At 66.0% G+C, this 17,502-nt stretch carries 16 protein-coding genes; 6 read left to right on the top strand and 10 right to left on the bottom strand.

Going from position 1 to position 17,502, the window contains the following annotated elements; all coding sequences use genetic code 11:
* Positions 1–121: 121 nt before the first annotated feature.
* The 6 genes from CXR43_RS06455 to CXR43_RS06480 all read right to left on the bottom strand — a co-directional run bounded on the left by CXR43_RS06455 (position 122) and on the right by CXR43_RS06480 (position 5,875).
* Positions 122–1,429, bottom strand: a complete 1,308-nt coding sequence (locus CXR43_RS06455; protein WP_103333231.1) for a TRAP transporter large permease — start codon at positions 1,427–1,429, stop codon at positions 122–124.
* The gene (locus tag CXR43_RS06460; protein ID WP_103333232.1) at positions 1,426–1,932 is read right to left on the bottom strand and encodes a TRAP transporter small permease; all 507 of its coding nucleotides are present in this window, start codon (positions 1,930–1,932) and stop codon (positions 1,426–1,428) included. Before CXR43_RS06460 ends, CXR43_RS06455 begins: the two co-directional genes overlap by 4 nt.
* A 60-nt stretch (positions 1,933–1,992) precedes the next feature.
* Positions 1,993–3,021, bottom strand: a complete 1,029-nt coding sequence (dctP, locus tag CXR43_RS06465; RefSeq protein ID WP_246831292.1) for a TRAP transporter substrate-binding protein DctP — start codon at positions 3,019–3,021, stop codon at positions 1,993–1,995.
* Positions 3,022–3,084: 63 nt separating this feature from the next.
* Complete coding sequence (leuD, locus tag CXR43_RS06470; protein ID WP_103333234.1) at positions 3,085–3,684, bottom strand: 3-isopropylmalate dehydratase small subunit; 600 nt, start codon at positions 3,682–3,684, stop codon at positions 3,085–3,087.
* The gene (gene leuC / locus CXR43_RS06475; RefSeq protein ID WP_103333235.1) at positions 3,681–5,066 is read right to left on the bottom strand and encodes a 3-isopropylmalate dehydratase large subunit; all 1,386 of its coding nucleotides are present in this window, start codon (positions 5,064–5,066) and stop codon (positions 3,681–3,683) included. The genes leuD and leuC overlap by 4 nt, the downstream gene beginning before the upstream one ends.
* A complete protein-coding gene (locus CXR43_RS06480) occupies positions 5,063–5,875 on the bottom strand; it encodes a GntR family transcriptional regulator (protein ID WP_103334060.1) in 813 nt (270 codons plus the stop codon). The genes leuC and CXR43_RS06480 overlap by 4 nt, the downstream gene beginning before the upstream one ends.
* A 146-nt stretch (positions 5,876–6,021) precedes the next feature.
* On the opposite strand from CXR43_RS06480, the gene CXR43_RS06485 reads away from it, so the two are divergent.
* The 6 genes from CXR43_RS06485 to CXR43_RS06510 are packed head-to-tail and all read left to right on the top strand — an operon-like array spanning position 6,022 to position 13,161.
* Positions 6,022–6,582 (top strand): tautomerase family protein, encoded by a 561-nt coding sequence (locus CXR43_RS06485; RefSeq protein ID WP_103333236.1) that lies wholly within the window; start codon positions 6,022–6,024, stop codon positions 6,580–6,582.
* Positions 6,579–8,264, top strand: coding sequence for a hydantoinase B/oxoprolinase family protein (locus tag CXR43_RS06490; protein WP_103333237.1), 1,686 nt, complete (start codon positions 6,579–6,581; stop codon positions 8,262–8,264). The genes CXR43_RS06485 and CXR43_RS06490 overlap by 4 nt, the downstream gene beginning before the upstream one ends.
* Positions 8,261–10,324 (top strand): hydantoinase/oxoprolinase family protein, encoded by a 2,064-nt coding sequence (locus tag CXR43_RS06495; protein ID WP_103333238.1) that lies wholly within the window; start codon positions 8,261–8,263, stop codon positions 10,322–10,324. Before CXR43_RS06490 ends, CXR43_RS06495 begins: the two co-directional genes overlap by 4 nt.
* Positions 10,314–10,919: a cysteine hydrolase family protein gene (locus tag CXR43_RS06500; protein ID WP_103333239.1), complete on the top strand. Its 606-nt coding sequence runs from the start codon at positions 10,314–10,316 to the stop codon at positions 10,917–10,919. Before CXR43_RS06495 ends, CXR43_RS06500 begins: the two co-directional genes overlap by 11 nt.
* Entirely contained in the window at positions 10,916–11,782 is an 867-nt protein-coding gene (locus tag CXR43_RS06505; protein WP_103333240.1) for an isocitrate lyase/PEP mutase family protein, read from the top strand. The genes CXR43_RS06500 and CXR43_RS06505 overlap by 4 nt, the downstream gene beginning before the upstream one ends.
* The gene (locus tag CXR43_RS06510; protein ID WP_103333241.1) at positions 11,779–13,161 is read left to right on the top strand and encodes an FAD-dependent oxidoreductase; all 1,383 of its coding nucleotides are present in this window, start codon (positions 11,779–11,781) and stop codon (positions 13,159–13,161) included. The genes CXR43_RS06505 and CXR43_RS06510 overlap by 4 nt, the downstream gene beginning before the upstream one ends.
* Positions 13,162–13,245: 84 nt before the next feature.
* On the opposite strand, the gene CXR43_RS06515 is transcribed toward CXR43_RS06510, so the two are convergent.
* The 4 genes from CXR43_RS06515 to CXR43_RS06530 are packed head-to-tail and all read right to left on the bottom strand — an operon-like array spanning position 13,246 to position 17,492.
* Positions 13,246–13,977 carry a FadR/GntR family transcriptional regulator gene (locus CXR43_RS06515; RefSeq protein WP_103333242.1) on the bottom strand — a complete coding sequence of 244 codons (732 nt, stop codon included), beginning with the start codon at positions 13,975–13,977 and terminating at the stop codon, positions 13,246–13,248.
* 1 nt (position 13,978) lies between these two features.
* Positions 13,979–14,956, bottom strand: coding sequence for a galactofuranose ABC transporter, permease protein YjfF (yjfF, locus tag CXR43_RS06520; protein ID WP_103333243.1), 978 nt, complete (start codon positions 14,954–14,956; stop codon positions 13,979–13,981).
* Positions 14,953–15,969: an ABC transporter permease gene (locus CXR43_RS06525; protein WP_103333244.1), complete on the bottom strand. Its 1,017-nt coding sequence runs from the start codon at positions 15,967–15,969 to the stop codon at positions 14,953–14,955. The genes yjfF and CXR43_RS06525 overlap by 4 nt, the downstream gene beginning before the upstream one ends.
* On the bottom strand, positions 15,966–17,492 hold the full coding sequence (locus tag CXR43_RS06530; RefSeq protein WP_103333245.1) for a sugar ABC transporter ATP-binding protein: 1,527 nt from the start codon (positions 17,490–17,492) through the stop codon (positions 15,966–15,968). Before CXR43_RS06530 ends, CXR43_RS06525 begins: the two co-directional genes overlap by 4 nt.
* Positions 17,493–17,502 lie beyond the last annotated feature (10 nt).

Raw genomic sequence — 17,502 nt, forward strand, 5'->3', positions numbered from 1 at the left:
CTTGCCGGGGCGCGCGCCAGCCCTTTGGAAAGGTCTGGCGGCCAAGGGTGCGTTAGCCTTGCAAAGCTGCCGTGCAAGCGCTCGGGAGCGGATTGCCGCGATGGTCGCAGGCGGAGGGTGGCTAGAGGCCCGGCAGCCACAGCGCCAGCGGGGGATAGAGGATCAGAACCGCCACCAGAAGCAAGGTGCAGCTGATATAGGGCAGCGCCGCCAGATAGATGTCGCGCATTGTGGTGTCCGGCGGGGCGACCCCCTTCATCACGAAGAGCAGCAGCCCGAATGGCGGCGAGGTGAAGCCGATCTCCAGCCCCAACAGCACGATCAGCGCGAACCAGACCGGATCAAACCCCAAGGAGGCCGCGAGCGGGAAGAAGACCGGCACCGTCAGCAACATCATGGAAATCTGTTCCATGAACATCCCCAGCACCAACAGCACCGCAAACATCGCCAGCAGCATCACGATGGGTGCCAGGTCAAAGCTGGTTGCCCAGGTGATCAATCCGCCCGAGGCCCCGGAAAACGCCAGGATCTGGCTGAAGGTGGCCGAGCCAAAGACGATCAGATAGGCCATCAGCGTGACCTTCAAGGCACCGACAACAGATTTGCGCATCGCCTCGAAGGTCAGGCAGCGGAAGGCGATAGCCACCAGGATCGCGCCGAGCGCGCCAAAGGCTGCGGCCTCGGAGGGGGTGGCGATTCCGAAAAGCATCATCACCACGATCAGCGCCATCACGCCGACCAGGGGCACCACATCGCGCAGGACCAGACGCAGCTTTTCCGCCAGCGGGATCGGTGTCACGTCATAAGCCGGGGCTGCATCGGGGTCGATCCTGGTCTGAATCCATATGGTGATCACATAAAAACTGGCCAGCACCAGGCCGGGGATCACCCCTGCCATCAGCAAGGCGGAAATATCGACCTTTGCCATGGTCGCCAGCAGAACTGCCAGGGCCGAGGGCGGGATGATGATAGCCAGGCCCCCGGTGCCCAGGATCGGGCCGATCGACATGTGTTTCTTGTAGCCCCGCTTGTTCATCTCGGGCACCAGCAGCGAGCCGAGCAGCGCTGTTGCCCCCATCGACGACCCCGACATCGTGGCAAAGCCGGTGCCGCCCAGGACGGTGACATAGCTCAGCCGCCCCGGAATGCGGCCCAGCAGCCGGTCGATGGCGTTGAACATGCGGGCACCCAGGCCCGTGTGAAAGAAGATCTCGCCCATCAGCAGGAAGAGCGGGATGGGGACGAGAGCATAGGAGGTCAGTGCGCCCAGGCCATTGTTCAGCATCTGGGTCACGCCGCGCTCGCCGCCCATGAACACCCAGGCCCCCAGGATATTGGCCGCGAGAAAGGCCAGTGCCACCGGCATTCCGATGGCCATCAGCACAAGGATTGCCCCCAACAGCAGGGCCAGCGCTTCAAACCACATCATTCGTGTATCCCCGCCTCGCCCGAGTGCATGACCTCACGTCCAAAGACGAAGCGGGCGCATTCCACCGCCATCAGGCCGAAACTGACCGGAAAGGCGATGGTCAGAAGCCAGCGCGGAAAGTAATAGGATCGCACGTCGAAATCACCGCGCGCGAGATTGGTCTGGACCAGTTGATAGCCTTTCCAGCCCAGATAGAGGCAGATCAGGGTGCAGGCCGCAGCGACTGCGCGGCTTAGCGCGATGCGTGCAGGCGCGGGCAGGGCCGCGGTCACCAGTTCGATGTGCACATGGCCGCGCTGCCGCACCAGCCAGGGCGCGCCCAGCATGGTGATATACAGCATGGCATATTCCGTAGAGGTGAACAGCCAGGCAAAGGGCTGCGCGCCAAGGTTGCGCATGACAACCGAGGCCGTCACCGCCACCATCAGCCAGACCAGCAAGATCGCCGCCGTGAGCGCCATGCCATCCACCAATCTGTCATAGAGTTTCCAGAGCACCTGCATCGATCGCCTTCTTTCAGGACAAGGGAGGCGGCGGCACCGCGCGGGTGCCGCCGCAGCGCGTTACTGCCCGGCGGACAGGTCGTAGAACTTGGCGATCAGCGTGTCGTAATTGGTCAGACCCATCGGGTGCTGTTCCATCTGTTCGCGCATCCGCTTGAAGGTCTCATCGCGCGCCGCGGCCAGATAGCGGCTGGCGGCCTCGGCTTCGAGGGTCACCTCTGTCATGCCGGCGGCGTCGAGGCGGGCAAATTCGTCATCCCGCCGGTCGGTCTGGGCCGCGACGCTGGCGGCTTCATGCGCAATGGCCTGTTCGGTCAGGATCTGCTTGGCCTCTTCCGACAGGCTGTTCCACTTCTCGAGGTTCACGATCACCCCGATGTCGGTGGAAAAGAACGACGGCTCTACCCGATACTTGACGAATTCGTTCCATTTCAGGTCGATCAAGCCGATCTGGGTCCAGCCGGTGGCGTCCACCACACCTTTTTCCAGCGCGCCATAGACCTCGCCGGTGGGCAGGTCGATCACCTGCGCGCCAAGATAGTTGGTGAAAAACGCGTTATAGACGGCGTTGCCGCGCAATTTGACATTCGACAGGTCAAGATCGCCGTTGTCCTTGAACTTGGGTTCGTTGACCATCCACAGGTTGTAGGACACGCCGCTGTCAAACCAGCCCAGGTATTTGACGCCCATCTTTTCCTGATGGATCGCATCGATCAGGTCAATGCCGCCATTGGCGCGCGCCTCGACCGCCGTGATGTTCGATCCGACCAGCGCGTCCTTTTCCGGCAAGGACCCGGCATAGAAGCTGCCCGGCGTATGGACCATGTCGACGATGCCGTCACGGACCGCATCGGGCTGCTGCGCGGTGGGGATCGCCTCGGGGCCGCCGCGCACCTCGATCTCGATCACGCCCTGGCCGGCCTCGTTGACCTTGGCGACAAAGTCGAGAAAGCTTTGGGTGTAGATCAGGTTGGGGGAAAAGGCGTGCACGGCTGTCAGCTTGTCCTGCGCCATGGCGGTGGTGGCCAAGAGCAGGCTTGCAAGGCTCAGGCCCGCAATCTTGACGGGGGTCAGGTTCATCAGTGTCATGGTCGTCTCCCTGTTGGTGTGGGGTTGATCCCCGGTTTGGTCTGCGCCGCCCGCGTGGCGGTGTCAGTCATTGGGCCAGACCCAGGGTGCGCGGGCCTGTCTGGTCTTGGTAAAGGCGGTGATGGCGGCGGCGTGCGACGCCGTCAGGTCGATGTCGTCCCAGCCGTTGATCAGCTTCTGACGCCACACCGGGTCCAGCGCGAAAGGGATGCTGTCAGAGCCGGTCGTCAGCATCTGGGCCTGAAGATCAACGGTCATCACGGCAGGGCAGGCCGCCAGCAGGCGGTCGGCCTGATCTTCGGTGATGCGGGCGGGCAGCAGGCCGTTGTTCACCGCATTGGCGGCAAAGATGTCGCCGAAACTGGGTGCGATCACCACGCGGAACCCGGCATCATGCAGCGCATACACCGCCGCCTCACGCGAGGAGCCGCCGCCGAAATTCCGCCGCGCCACCAGAAGGCTGGCCCCTTGGGCCTGCGGGTGGTTCAAGGTGAAATCCGGCCGCAGCGCGTCGCCGTCGCGGCGCAGGTCATGCAGCAGGAAGCGGCCATAGCCTTCCTCCCTTGGGGCCGACATGAAGCGCGCCGGAATGATCTGGTCGGTGTCGATGTTTTCGAGCGGCAAGGCGGCGGCAAGGCCGTGATGCAGGGTCCAGCCTGTCATATACGCCCCTCCAGCAGCGGGCGCACATCGGTCAGGTGGCCGGTCACGGCGGCGGCGGCCACCATGGCAGGCGACATCAGATGCGTGCGTGCGCCCGGGCCCTGACGGCCGCGGAAATTGCGGTTGGTCGAAGAGGCGCAGCGGCTTTGCGGCGCGACCACATCGCCATTCATGCCGACGCACATCGAACAGCCCGACCCCACCCAATCCAGCCCGGCGGCGGTGAAAATCCGGTCCAGCCCCTCGGCTTCGGCCTGCGCCTTGACCAGAGCCGAGCCGGGCGAGACCATGCCCGGCACCTTGGCCTGCCGTCCGGCCAGAACGGCGGCGGCGGCGCGCAGATCCTCGATCCGGGCATTGGTGCAAGATCCGATGAACACCTGATCCACCGCCACACTGTCGAGCGGGCGACCGGCGGTCAGACCCATGTAGTCAAGGGCTGCGGCGATACGGCTGGCCTGGGCCGGGTCTGTCACGCGGCTGGGGTCGGGGATGGTGGCGGTGATCGGCAGCGCATCCTCGGGGCTGGTGCCCCAGGTCACGATCGGGGCGACCTCGGCCATGTCCAGCGTGACTTCGCGATCAAAGGCTGCGTCCGGGTCAGAGGCAAGGCTGGCCCAGTCTGCGCAGGCCGCGTCGAAATCGGCAGGGGCAAAGGTCCGCCCGCGCAACCAGTCAAAGGTGGTCTGATCGGGGGCCACAAGGCCGGTGCGCGCGCCCCCCTCGATCGACAGGTTGCACAGCGTCAGCCGGCCCGCGACCGACAGGGCACGGACGGCGGGCCCGGCATATTCCACCGCATGGCCGCGCGCGCCATCCGCGCCCAGCCGGGCAATCCATGCCAGGGCCATGTCCTTGGCCCCGACCCCGGGGCCGGCCTGTCCGGTAAAGGTGATCCGCATCCGCGCCGGTTTGCGTTGCCAGGTTGTCTGCGTGGCCAACACATGCGCCACCTCGGTCGCGCCGATGCCAAACCCATAGGCCCCGAGGGCGCCATGCGTGGCGGTATGGCTGTCGCCGCAGACCACCAGCATGCCGGGCAGCGTCAGCCCCTGTTCCGGCCCCATCACATGCACGATGCCCTGACCGGCATGGCCCAGCCCGAACAGCCGGATGCCATGCGCCGCCGTATTGTCGGCCAGGGTCTGCACCATGCGCGCAATATCGGGGGTGGCGACAGGCCCGCGCGTCGGCACATAGTGGTCGGCGACCCCGACGGTCAGCCCAGGTTCTGCCACTTCCATCCCGCGCGCGGCCAAGGTGCGAAAGCCGTGGTGCGAGCCTTCGTGCACGTAATGCCGGTCAACCCACAACAGCGACGCGCCATCCGCGCGGGTCAGGATCAGGTGGTCCTCCCAGAGCTTGTCGAACAGCGTTTTCATTCCGCCGCCCCCGAGGCCAGGTCTGTCATCGGCACCAGCACCGGTTCCCATTGCCGCGCCCCGGCCTTGCCCACCCGGTTCAATGTCATGTCCAGCCGGAACCGGTCTGGCCGGTACAAGGCAGACAGATGTTCCACCCCGCGCCCCGAGGCATCGAACACCACCCGGGTCAGGGTGATCAGGGCCGCGCCCACCGACACCTCCAGCGCCTCGGCCACATCTGGGGTGGCAAGGCTGGCAGAGATCGATTGGCTGGCATGGTCCACCTGAACGCCCGCACGTTCCAGCAGCCGGAACAGCGGGGTCGCGGCCAGATCGGTTTCCGAGAAATCCTGCGCGATATCTTCGGGCACATGGGTGGTGAGATGCGAGAAGGGGGCGCCCTCCATCCGCCGCACCCGCACCGCGCGCTGGACCCGGCCGCCTTCGGGCAGGCGCAGCGCCTCTGCCACCAGGGGCGGTGCCGGCACATAGGCATAGGCCAGCAGGCGCGCGGTCGTCTGCTGGCCCATCCGCACCAGCTGGGGCATCAGGGTTGCAAAATCCGCAGCGATTGCCGCCCCCTGTGGGGCCGCGCCTGTCACCCGGGTGCCAGAGCCGGGGCGGCGGTCGATCAACCCTTCCTGGGCCAGCGCATCCAGCGCGCGGCGGATGGTGACGCGGCTGACCCCGTGCTGTTCGGCCAAGCGCACCTCGCCCGGTAGAAGCGTGCCGGCCGCCAGCTCGCCGCGCGTGATCTCGTCGCGCATCAGCAGGTAAACCCGCTGCGCCTTGCTGCCGTCTGCTGAAATCCGCGCTGCCAGCACCATGATGACCTGCCCTTTCGACTCGGTGATGTTACCCCCGGTCTGCAACAAAGCAACTAAAATGTCTGGTCAAGGCGCAACTAAATGTATTGCCTGAGTGCCAAAAGCGGTATTAAAAATCATACAGGTTATTTTGTCGGAGTCGCACCATGCCCATTGTCACCGTGCAGATCCTTGAAGGCTATGAGGCGTCGGTCAAAACCCGGCTTGGCCAGGCCATGACCGAGGCCGTACGTTCTGTGGTGGCGGCCCCGGCCGAGGCGGTGACCGTGATCCTGTCGGAAATGCCCGCCGCGAATTATCTGCGAGGCGGCGCGCATCGGACGGCCGGGCCGGCGCTGGCGGATGCGGGCGAGGTGGTGCGCCGCTTTCTGACAGCGATGGAGGCGCGTGATCTGCCTTCGGCCCGCGCCCATCTGGCACCGGGTTTTGCCATGACCTTTCCGGGCGGTGTGCGGATGGAGACGCTGGAGCAGTTGGTGGCCTGGGCCAAGCCGCGCTACCGTTTTGTGAAAAAGACCTATGAAAGGTTCGATGCCATGGGATCGATTGTCTATTGCTTTGGCAGGTTGCACGGCGAATGGCCCGATGGTGCGGCGTTTTCCGGCATCCGCTTCATTGACCGCTTCGTGTTAGAGGACGGGCGCATCCTGCGCCAGGACGTGTGGAATGACATCGCCGAAAGTCAGGCCCGGGGGGCTGCGCAATGATTGATCCCATCACCCTGGCTGTACTGGCAGGCCGCATGGAGCAGATCGCCGACGAGATGGACGCGACACTGTTCCGCTCTGCCTTCAACCCGATCATCGCCGAGGCGCATGACGCCAGCCACGGGCTGTATCATGCCACGACCGGGGACACGCTGGTGCAGGGCAAATCCGGCTTGCCGATTTTCGTGGGCGTGATGGCCTTTGCGGTCAAGGCCGTGATCGACAAGGCGGCCGCCGACGGGGATCTGGCGGATGGCGATGTCTATATCTTCAACGACGCGCATATCGGCGGCACGCATCTGTCCGACATGCGGCTGGTGCGGCCCTATTACCATCAGGGCCAGCTGTTCTGCTATCTGGCATCGGTGGGCCATTGGCATGATGTGGGCGGGGCGGTGCCGGGCAATTACAACCCGCGCGCCACCGAGGTGTTCCAGGAGGCCTTCGTGCTGCCACCCGTCAAGGTGATGCGCGCCGGTGCGGTGCAGCAGGACGTGATCGACATCATCCTGCGCAACACCCGCCTGCCGGCCTCGGCGCAGGGCGATCTGAACGGGCAGTTGAGCGCGCTGGATCTGGGCGTGCGGCGGATGGATGGATTGTTGGCGGAATACGGGGCGGCAACGGTGCGCGCCGCGCTGGACGCGCTGTCGGACCGGGCGGAAACCCTGATCCGGGCCGAGGTTGCGGCGCTGCCCGATGGACGCTGGGAGGCGACCGATTATCTGGACAATGACGGGATCACCGATGTTGCCCTGCCGATCACGGTGGCGTTGACGGTGGCTGGGGACCGCCTGAGCCTTGATTTCACCGGGACTGCGCCTGCCACGGCGGGGCCGGTGAACATTTCGAAGGGGACGGCGATTGCTGCTGTCTATGTGGCGATCAAGCATATCTTTCCGGGCCTTCCCGCGAATGCCGGCGTGATGCGCCCGCTTGACATCATCGTGCCCGATCGCAGCCTGCTTGCGGCAGAGTTTCCCGCGCCCACGGGTGGCTATACCGAAACCATCCTGCGGATGATCGATGTGATTTTCTCGGCCATGGCACAGGCCGCGCCCGAGCTGGTGGTGGCCAATGCCTATGGCACGATCAATGCGCTGTCGCTGGCGGGATATCGCCGTGACGGGCGGCGCTGGGTGATGTTCTCGTTCTATGGCGGCGGGCATGGCGGCAGCGCGCAGGGCGATGGGCTCAACCATGGCAATGCGCCGATCTCGACCGCGACGATCCCGCCGGTCGAGATCCTCGAATCCGCTTATCCGGTGATGTTCCGGCAATGGGCGCTGCGGCCAGACAGTGGCGGGGCAGGGGCGCAGCGCGGTGGTCTTGGCGCGGTGTACGAGATCGAACTTCTGGAGGAGAGTGCAGAGGTCTTCCTGTTTGGCGAGCGTGGGCGACATGCGCCCAAGGGGGCCGCCGGAGGGGGGGATGCCGCCCTGAACCGGTTCAGCTATTCCAACGGGCCGGATTGGGCGACACCTGCCATGGTATCGAAAGGGACAGGCATGCGGCTGACGCGGGGGGATGCGGTGCGGCTTGAAACGCCGGGCGGCGGTGGCTATGGCCCGGCAGAGGGGCGCGACCCGGGGCTGGTGGCGCGCGATGTGGCGCTGGGTCTGGTGAGCGCAGCGGCGGCGGACGCCGCCTATGGCAGCGCATGGCGGAGTGTCACAGCATGAGCGGGTCCATTCTGATCGGTGTCGATGTCGGCGGCACCTTCACCGATATCTTCGTGCTGGATGCGGCGACCGGCCGGGCCGAAGTCGCCAAGGTGCCCACCTCGCGCCCCGACCAGTCGGCGGGGTTCCTGGCCGGTATCGCGCAGCGGGTGTCGGATCTTGGCAAGGTGGCGACCGTGGTGCATGGCACCACCGCAGGCACCAATGCGCTGCTGGAGCGCAAGGGCGCGCGCATCGGTGTGATCACCACGGCCGGTTTTCGCGACGTGCTGGAAATGCGCCGCCGCGACCGGCCGCGCACCTGGGGCTTGCGCGGCGATTTCACGCCCGTGGTGCCGCGCGACCTGCGGCTTGAAGTGCCCGAGCGCACGCTGGCCGATGGCACCATCCGCACGGCGGTGGATCTGGACGCGGTGCGCGCGGCGGGGCGGGCCTTGCTGGATCAGGGCTGTCTTGCGGTGGCGGTGCTGTTTGTCAATTCCTATGCCAACCCGGCCAATGAACAGGCCGCCGTGGCGGCGCTGCGCGAGATCTGGCCCACTCCGCATGTGGCCTCTTCGTCGGAAATCCTGCCCGAGATCCGCGAATTCGAGCGGTTTTCCACCACCGCGCTCAATGCCTATCTGCAGCCCGAGGTGGCAGGCTATCTGAGCCGCCTGGAAAGCGCGCTGAAGGGCAAGGGGTTTGGCGGTGAGTTTCTGATCGTGCAGTCAAACGGCGGTGTCATGGCGGTGGAGACGGCCTGTCGGCTGCCGGTGCGTACCGCCTTGTCGGGGCCGGCCGCAGGGGTGATTGCGGCGGCCTATATCGCGCAGACCGCCGGCTGTCCTGATATCATCACCGGCGACATGGGGGGAACGTCCTTTGATGTGGCGCTGATCTCGGGCGGGCAGGCGGCGCTGGCGGCGCAGACCGCCGTCGACTTCGGCATGGTCGTGCGGGTTCCGATGATCGAGATCACGACCATCGGCGCGGGCGGCGGGTCCATTGCCTGGGTGGACAAGGGCGGGCTTTTGAACATCGGCCCGGAATCCGCGGGCTCTGATCCCGGCCCCGTTGCCTATGGGCGCGGCAATACCCGCCCCACGGTGACGGATGCCAATATCGTGCTGGGCCGCATCGACCCCGACCGGCCGATTGGCGGCGGGCGGCTGGATGTTGACGCCGCGCGGGCAGCGATTGACCGGCATGTGGGCGCGCCGCTGTCGCTTGGCACCGAAGAGGCGGCCGAGGCGATCATCCGCGTTGCCAATTCGCGGATGGCCGGTGCCATCCGTCTGGTCAGCATTGAACGGGGCCATGATCCGAAACATTTTGCCTTCATGCCCTTTGGCGGCGGCGGCGCCCTGCATGCCGGAGCGATGCTGGCCGAGGTCGGCCTGTCGCGGGCCATCGTGCCGCGCTATCCGGGTGTCACATCGGCCATGGGCTGCGTGATTGCCGACATGCGGGCGGATTTCGTGCAGACGGTCAACCAGCTGACGGCGGCGGCGGATGGCGCGGCGCTTGCGGCGCTGATTGGCGGGCATCTGGCGGAGGGGCAGGCGATGCTGGCGGCCAGCGGCGGGGCCTTTGCCGCGCGCACCGTTACCGTCGAGCTGGACATGGCCTATGTCGGTCAGACCCATACCGTCTCGGTGCCCTTGCCGGTCACGATCAGCGGCGATGCGGTCACCCCGCCGACCCCTGATGCCATTACGACGGCCTTCGAGGCGGCCTATCTGCGCGTCTTTGGCCGGCTGTTGCCCGGGGGTGTCAGCCGCATCCTGAACCTGCGGACCGCGGTGATCGGACAGCGGCCGAAGTTTGATCTGGCCACGCTGGCCCCCACGACCAGCGGTCCGGTGACGCCGCGCACCACGCGGCGGGTCCACTTTGGCGGCGGGTGGTGCGCGGCGGCCATCTATGACCGGCTGGCCCTGCCGGTGGGCACCGTCATCCGGGGCCCTGCCGTGCTGGAACAGCCCGACACCACGATCCTTGTCGAACCGGGCCTGATCGGCACAGTCGATGCCTATGGCAATGTGATCCTGACGCGGGAGGGTGACGATGAAGCTTGATCCGCGCAAGACCGCGCTTCTGACCATAGACCTGCAGAATGATTTCCTGCATCCCGAGGGCGCTTATGGCCGTGCAGGCCAAAGTGCCGCGGCGATCAGCGCGCTGCCGGGCCGCATCGCCCCGGTGCGCGATGCGCTGCGCGCGGCGGGGGGTGTGTATATCTCGGCCCAGTTCACCCTGGTGCCGGGGCCGGACGGGCCCCTGATCGCGCCGCATCTGGCCCAGCTGCGTCCGTTTCTGACGGCAGGAGATTTCGCCCCCGGCAGCTTTGGCCATGATCTGGTCGAGAGCCTGAAACCGGCCGATTTCACCGTGGAGAAGGTGGCCTATTCCGCACTGTATCAGACCCGGCTGGAATATATCTTGCGCCATCTGGCCATCGACACGCTGATCGTGGGCGGCATCGTGACCAATGGCGGGGTGGCCTCGACGCTGCGCGACGCGCATCTGCGGGGCCTGCATACGGTTGTGCTGACCGATGGCTGCGCGGCCTTTCGCGACGATGTACACGACGCCACGCTTTTGTCCTTGGCCTCTGTCACCGAGCAGATGACCTGTGCACAGGCCGCAGAGTTGTTGAAAGGTGCCGCATGACCCTGAAATCCCGCCTGGCGCAGCCGCAGATCCTGATCGCCCCCGGTGTCTATGACGGACTGACCGCAGCCATCGCCGCCGATGCCGGGTTCGAGGCCCTGTATCTGTCGGGTGCCGCCGTGGCCTATACCCGGCTGGGGCGGCCCGATATCGGGCTGACGACCATGTCGGAAATGGCCGATACCATGGCGCTGATCCGTGACCGTGTGGCGCTGCCGGTGATCATTGACGCCGATACCGGCTTTGGCAATGCGCTGAACGCGCAGCGCACCATGCGGGCCTATGAACGCGCGGGCGCCAGTGCGCTGCAGATCGAGGATCAGACCTATCCGAAACGCTGTGGGCATCTGGCCGACAAATCGCTTATTTCTTGCGCCGAGATGGTGGGCAAGATCGCGGCCATGGCAGAGGCCCGGGCCAGTGACCAGACCCTGATCATCGCGCGCACCGATGCCATCGCGGTCGAGGGTTTCGCGGCGGCCATAGACCGGGCGGGCGCCTATCTGGAGGCGGGTGCCGATGCGCTTTTCATCGAAGCCCCGCGCACCGGCGATGAACTGGCCCAGGTGGCGCAGACCTTCCGGGGGCGCGCCGCCCTGATGGCCAATATGGTCGAGGGCGGGGCCACGCCGATCCGGTCGGCCGCGGATTTGCAGGCGCTGGGCTTTGATCTGGTGATCTTTCCCGGCGGAATCGTGCGCGCCCTGGCGCGCACCGCAGGCGACTATTATGCCAGCCTGATGGCGCATGGGTCGAACACGCCCTTTGCCAACCGGATGTATGATTTCGACGGGCTGAACGACCGCATCGGCACGGCTGACCTGCTGGCGGTGGGGGCCCGGTTTGACGGGACCAACCCATGATCCTGCCGCCGGTGGCGCATGAGGCGCGGGTCCAGACGCTGATCGTGGGCGCGGGGGCCTGCGGGCTGATCGCCGCGCTTGCCGCGCAAGAGGCGGGCCAAGAAGTGCTGGTGCTGGAACGCGATGCGGTGCCTTGGGGCTCCACCGCCTTGTCGGCCGGGCTGATCCCGGCGGCCGGCACGCGCTGGCAGGCGGCGGCCGGCATCACCGACAGCCCCGCGCAGTTTGCGGCGGATATTGCCGCCAAGGCCCATCACGAAAACGACCCCGCGCTTGAGGCCGCGCTGACGACGGGCGCAGCACAGGTGCTGCATTGGCTGGCCGATCGCCACGGGCTGGAGCTGTCCGTGATCACCGATTTCACCTATCCGGGCCATTCGGCCCGTCGGATGCATGGCCTGCCCAGCCGGTCGGGGCTTGCGCTGGTGAACGCCTTGCGGGCCGCGACCGAGGCGATGGGCATCGACATTCTGACCGAGGCGCAGGTGACGGCCCTGTACGCTGATGGTGCCCGGGTCACCGGGGTGCAGATCACCCGGCCCGATGGCAGCGCAGACAGCATCGGCTGTGACCGGCTGATCCTGGCCTGCAACGGCTTTGGCGGCAACAAGGCGATGGTGGCACAGCACATGCCCGCCATCGCCGATGCGCTCTATTTCGGCCATCCCGGCAATCAGGGCGAGGCGATGACATGGGGCGCTGCCTTGGGTGCGGCGGTCCGCCATGCGGGGGCCTATCAGGGCCATGGCAATGTGGCGCATCCGCATGGCATTCTGATCACCTGGGCCACGATCATGGAAGGCGGCTGTCAGGTCAATCTGCAGGGCAAGCGGTTCTGGAACGAGGCGCAGGGCTATTCCGAGGCGGCGTGCGCGGTGCTGGCCCAGCCCGAAGGGCTGGCCTGGGCGATTTTTGATGCCCGTATTGCCGGCGTCGCGCGCCAGTTTCAGGATTTCCGCGATGCCGAGGCGCAGGGCGCGGTCAAGACGGCCCCCACCGTTGCGGCGCTGGCGCAGGCGACGGGGCTGCCGCCCGATGCGCTTGCCAATACGCTCGCGGCCTTCGAGGCGGCGAAAACCGGTGCGCCGGATGGCTTTGGCCGCGCCTTGGCGGGCGTGTCCTCCCTGACCGCACCCTTTGTGGCGGTGCGGGTGACCGGAGCGCTGTTCCACACCCAGGGCGGTCTGGTGACCGATGGTCAGGGTCGCGTTCTGTCGGCGCAAGGCAAGCCCTTGGGCAACCTCTGGGCCGGCGGTGGCGCGGCCTGTGGGGTATCGGGGTCGGGCGATGCCGGGTATCTGTCGGGCAATGGGCTCTTGTCGGCGGTGGTGCTGGGCTATCGCGCGGGTCGCGGGGATGAAACTTCAAGCGCCGCGTGACGGGGGCCTGATTTGAGGGGCGTGCCGGTCCCGCTTTGCCGCGCCAGGGTCACCTGACGCGCAGGCAGGTCCGCAGCGCCCGTGTCAGGGGATCGTCCAGGCATGATCCTGCGCCAGGATCGCGGCCAATGCCCGGGCCGCTGCCTGTGGATCGCCTGCGGTGACGCCATCAGCCAAGGCCTTGTAATGGGCAGATTTTTCCTGGGCAAATTCGGTAACCCCGGCGCGGATGCGGGCCTGTGTGCTTTGCACCACGCCAAATTCCACCAGCCCTGATGCGGCGCGCAGGAACGGGTTCTGACTGGCCTCGAACAGGGTGCGGTGGAATTCGAATTCCGCCAGCGCAAAGGGTTCCGGCATCGCCCCCATGGCGGCGCGCTGGTTCAGCCAGTAGTGCAGCATCCGCACCTGCTCGGCCGTGCGGCGGGTGGCGGCGAGGGTGGCCGTCTGCATCTCGACCGTCTCGCGCAGCTCGGTGAAGCTGGCAAGGAAGGCGGCATCCGGCCCGGCCTCTTGAATCCAGCCCAGAACCGAGCGGTCGAACAGGTTCCAGCGGCTGCGCGACAGCACCCGCGTGCCGACCTTGGCCCGCGCCTCGACCAGCCCCTTGGCCTCCAGCGTTTTCAGCGCTTCGCGCAGCACGGTGCGCGACACGCCGTAGCTGTCCATCATCTCGGCATCATTGGGCAGGATCGAGCCCACGGCAAAGCGGCCCGAGGCGATGCCCAGACCCACCTCGGCAATCACATAGGAATGGTAGTTCCGCGCCGTCTGCCGTCCGGAGAGTGCGCGCACAAGGCTCCCCGGTTCGCTCATGTCAGGATTTCCTAAACGCCTTCTTCCGGGGACCAGAGGCCGAGAACACCAGCCTTTGCAACAGAATGAACATGAAGAGAAGCCCGCCGATGACGATTTTCGTCCACCAGCTGGACAGGGTGCCGTCAAAGACGATGTAGGTCTGCACCAGCCCTTGCAGCATCACCCCGATGAAGGTGCCCGCCACAAAGCCATAGCCGCCGGTCAGCAGCGTGCCGCCGATCACCACGGCGGCGATGGCATCCAGCTCTACCCCCAGCGCAGACAGCGAATAGCCGGCAGAGGTATAGAGCGAGAACACGATCCCCGCGATCCCGGCAAGGGTGGAGGACAGGGTGTAGACCAGAATGGTGGTGCGCGCCACCGGCACGCCCATCAGCGCGGCCGAGGTCTCATTCCCGCCAAGCGCATAGACATAAGATCCAAAGCGGGTGCGATGCGCAAGGAGGATGCCAAGGGCAAACACCGCCAGCATCACCATTCCGATCACCGTCAGCCGCCCGCCGCCGGGCAGCAGGATATAGGCGCGCGAGATGGCGGTATAAACCTCATGCTTGATGCCGATACTGTCGGGCGACAGCACCGAGGCGCCGCCACGCGCCAGAAACATCCCCGCCAGCGTGACGATGAAGGACGGCACCTTGAGGTAATGGATGGCCGCCCCCATCAGCGCGCCGAACCCCGCCGACACCGCCAGCGTGATGGCAAAGGCCAAGGCCGGGTGCAGCCCGGACCACATGATCAGCGTGGCGATCAGCACGGTGGAAAACCCGATCACCGCCCCCACCGACAGGTCAATCCCGCCCGAGATGATGACAAAGGTCATCCCCACCGCCGCGATGCCCAGAAAGGCGTTGTCGGTCAGGAAATTGCCCAGCACGCGGGTCGACAGCATCGACGGGTATTGCAGCACCGCCGCCAGATAGGCGAGCAGGAAGATCACGGTTGTCGCCAGCAGCGGGCGCAGCGCGCGGTTCATTTGGCGCTCCTTTTCGGGGGCGGGGTCAGGGGGGTGAAGCGGCGGCTGAGCCATTGTCCGGCCTGTGGCGATTGCAGCACCAGAATCAGGATGATCACCGCCGATTTGACGACCAGATTGAACTGCGGCGAAAAGCCCGAAATCAGGATGCCGGTGTTCATCGCCTGAATGATCAGCGCGCCGACGACTGACATGGGAATGGAAAACCGCCCGCCCAGCAAGGATGTGCCGCCCAGCACCACGGCCAGGATGGCATCCAGCTCCAGCCACAGGCCCGCATTGTTGGCATCGGCGCCGCGAATGTCGCCTGCCACCACCAGCCCGGCAATGGCCGCGCAGAATCCGGCAAAGCTGTAGACCAGCAGCAAGAGCAAGCGGCTGGAAATGCCGGCAAAGCGCGCGGCAGAGCGGTTGACCCCCACCGCCTCGATCAGCAGGCCAAGCGCGGTGCGGCGCACGGCAATCGTGGTGACAATCATCAGCACAAAGGCGATCACCACCGGCATCGGCAGGCCAAACAGCGCGCCGGTGCCGATATAACTGAGCACCGGGTCCGAGAAGGTGACGATCGACCCTTCGGTGATCAGCTGCGCAAGGCCGCGCCCGGCCACCATCAGCACCAGCGTGGCGATGATCGGCTGGATGTCGAGGTAGGTCACCAGAACCCCGTTCCAGAACCCGCAGATCAGCCCCGCCAGCAGCGCCACCGGAATCGCAATCGCGGCGGGCGTGCCGGTGGAGACCATCACCGCCGCCACAGCCCCGGAAATCGCCATCACGGCACCCACCGACAGGTCCACGCCCTTTGTGGCAATCACGGCCGTGACGCCAATGGCCAGAATGGCCACCGGCGCGCCGCGGTTGAGCACGTCGAGCAGGCTGCCGAAGAACCGGCCATCCTGCCAGGTGACGGTGAAAAATCCCGGAAACAGCAGCCAGTTGATGAACAACACGGCGGCAAGGGCGGCAAATTGCGGGCGCAGCAGCGCCGATGTCAGGGCCTGCCGTTTCATGTCACGGGCTCCGTTGTCAGGGTGTTGTCGGCGATGGCGGCGACGATGACCGCCGGGGTGATATCGGCCCCGTGCAGTTCCGCCACCATTTTGCGGTCGCGCATCACCACCACGCGGTTGGAATAGGCCACCACCTCGTCAAGCTCGGAAGAGATCACCAGCAGCGCCAGCCCCTCTTCGCGCAGGCGGTTGATGGTGCGTACAATCTCGGCATGCGCGCCCACGTCGATGCCGCGTGTGGGTTCATCCAGGATCAGGAAGGTCGGGTCATTGGCCAGCCAGCGGGCCAGGATCACCTTTTGCTGATTGCCGCCCGACAGCAGTTTTACCGGCATGTCATGATTGGCGGCGCGGATGTCCAGATCATCGGCATAGCGCCCGGCGATTTCATCCTGTTCATCCCGGTGCAGGGCGCGGAACCAGCCCAGCTTGGCCTGCAGCGCGATGATGATGTTCTCGCGCACCGACAATTCGCCGAAAATCCCGTCCAGCTTGCGGTCTTCGGGGCAAAAGCCAAAGCCTGCCGCCACTGCCTGCGCCGGATTGCGCACGCGCACCGGCCTGCCATCCACGATGGTCTCGCCCTCATCAGCCGTATCCACCCCGAACATCAGCCGCGCCATTTCCGTGCGGCCAGAGCCCAGAAGACCCGCCACCCCCACCACTTCGCCCGCATGCAGCGACAGGGTGAAAGGGGCCACACGGCCCGCGCGGCCAAGGCCGGTGAAGGTCACCTTGACCGGGCCCTTGGCCGCCTCGTCCACCGGGGGGGCGGCATGGGCATAGGCCAGGTCCTTGCCCAGCATCATCCGCACCACCTCGGTTGCGGTCACCGTGCTCAGGTCGCGGGTGCCGATCAGCTGGCCATTGCGCAGGATGGTCACGCGGTCCGACACCGCAAAGACCTGATCGAGGAAATGGGTGATGAAGATGATGCCCAGCCCGCGCGCCTTGAGGCTGCGCACCACATCAAACAGCTTGTCCACCTCATTGCGGTCAAGGCTGGCGGTGGGTTCATCCAGCACCAGCACCTTGCCCGAGAGTTCCACCGCCCGGGCGATGGCGACAATCTGCTGCACCGCCACCGAATAGCTGCCCAGTTCCGCCCGCACGTCGATGTCCAGACCATAGGTCGCCATCAGGGCGGCGGCCTGCGTCACGATGGATTTGCGCTGCACCAGGCCAAAGCGCGTCGGCTGGCGGCCCAGAAACAGGTTTTCCGCCACTGACCGGTTGGGCAGCAGGTTCACCTCCTGATAGACCGTACCGATGCCAGACCCTTGCGCATTGAGCGGATCGGTAAAGCGCACCGGGGCACCCTCCAGCAGGATATCACCGCCATCGGGCTGATAGGCCCCGGTCAGGATCTTGATCAGCGTGGATTTTCCGGCCCCGTTTTCGCCCAAGAGGGCGTGCACTTCGCCCGCGCGCACCGCGAAATTCACCCCGTCCAGCGCCCTGTGCTGGCCGAATATCTTGACGATCCCGCGTGCCTCCAGCACCGGATGTGCCGCATCCGTCATGTCCTGCTCC

Source organism: Pseudotabrizicola formosa, assembly GCF_002900965.1.
GTDB lineage: Bacteria > Pseudomonadota > Alphaproteobacteria > Rhodobacterales > Rhodobacteraceae > Pseudotabrizicola > Pseudotabrizicola formosa.

Bases quoted from the DNA above. Each gene is read 5' to 3' on its own strand.
- CXR43_RS06455 (WP_103333231.1), bottom strand. From the start codon at position 1,429: ATGATGTGGTTTGAAGCGCTGGCCCTGCTGTTGGGGGCAATCCTTGTG.
- CXR43_RS06460 (WP_103333232.1), bottom strand. From the start codon at position 1,932: ATGCAGGTGCTCTGGAAACTCTATGACAGATTGGTGGATGGCATGGCG.
- dctP (WP_246831292.1), bottom strand. From the start codon at position 3,021: ATGACACTGATGAACCTGACCCCCGTCAAGATTGCGGGCCTGAGCCTT.
- leuD (WP_103333234.1), bottom strand. From the start codon at position 3,684: ATGACAGGCTGGACCCTGCATCACGGCCTTGCCGCCGCCTTGCCGCTC.
- leuC (WP_103333235.1), bottom strand. From the start codon at position 5,066: ATGAAAACGCTGTTCGACAAGCTCTGGGAGGACCACCTGATCCTGACC.
- CXR43_RS06480 (WP_103334060.1), bottom strand. From the start codon at position 5,875: ATGGTGCTGGCAGCGCGGATTTCAGCAGACGGCAGCAAGGCGCAGCGG.
- CXR43_RS06485 (WP_103333236.1), top strand. From the start codon at position 6,022: ATGCCCATTGTCACCGTGCAGATCCTTGAAGGCTATGAGGCGTCGGTC.
- CXR43_RS06490 (WP_103333237.1), top strand. From the start codon at position 6,579: ATGATTGATCCCATCACCCTGGCTGTACTGGCAGGCCGCATGGAGCAG.
- CXR43_RS06495 (WP_103333238.1), top strand. From the start codon at position 8,261: ATGAGCGGGTCCATTCTGATCGGTGTCGATGTCGGCGGCACCTTCACC.
- CXR43_RS06500 (WP_103333239.1), top strand. From the start codon at position 10,314: ATGAAGCTTGATCCGCGCAAGACCGCGCTTCTGACCATAGACCTGCAG.
- CXR43_RS06505 (WP_103333240.1), top strand. From the start codon at position 10,916: ATGACCCTGAAATCCCGCCTGGCGCAGCCGCAGATCCTGATCGCCCCC.
- CXR43_RS06510 (WP_103333241.1), top strand. From the start codon at position 11,779: ATGATCCTGCCGCCGGTGGCGCATGAGGCGCGGGTCCAGACGCTGATC.
- CXR43_RS06515 (WP_103333242.1), bottom strand. From the start codon at position 13,977: ATGAGCGAACCGGGGAGCCTTGTGCGCGCACTCTCCGGACGGCAGACG.
- yjfF (WP_103333243.1), bottom strand. From the start codon at position 14,956: ATGAACCGCGCGCTGCGCCCGCTGCTGGCGACAACCGTGATCTTCCTG.
- CXR43_RS06525 (WP_103333244.1), bottom strand. From the start codon at position 15,969: ATGAAACGGCAGGCCCTGACATCGGCGCTGCTGCGCCCGCAATTTGCC.
- CXR43_RS06530 (WP_103333245.1), bottom strand. From the start codon at position 17,492: ATGACGGATGCGGCACATCCGGTGCTGGAGGCACGCGGGATCGTCAAG.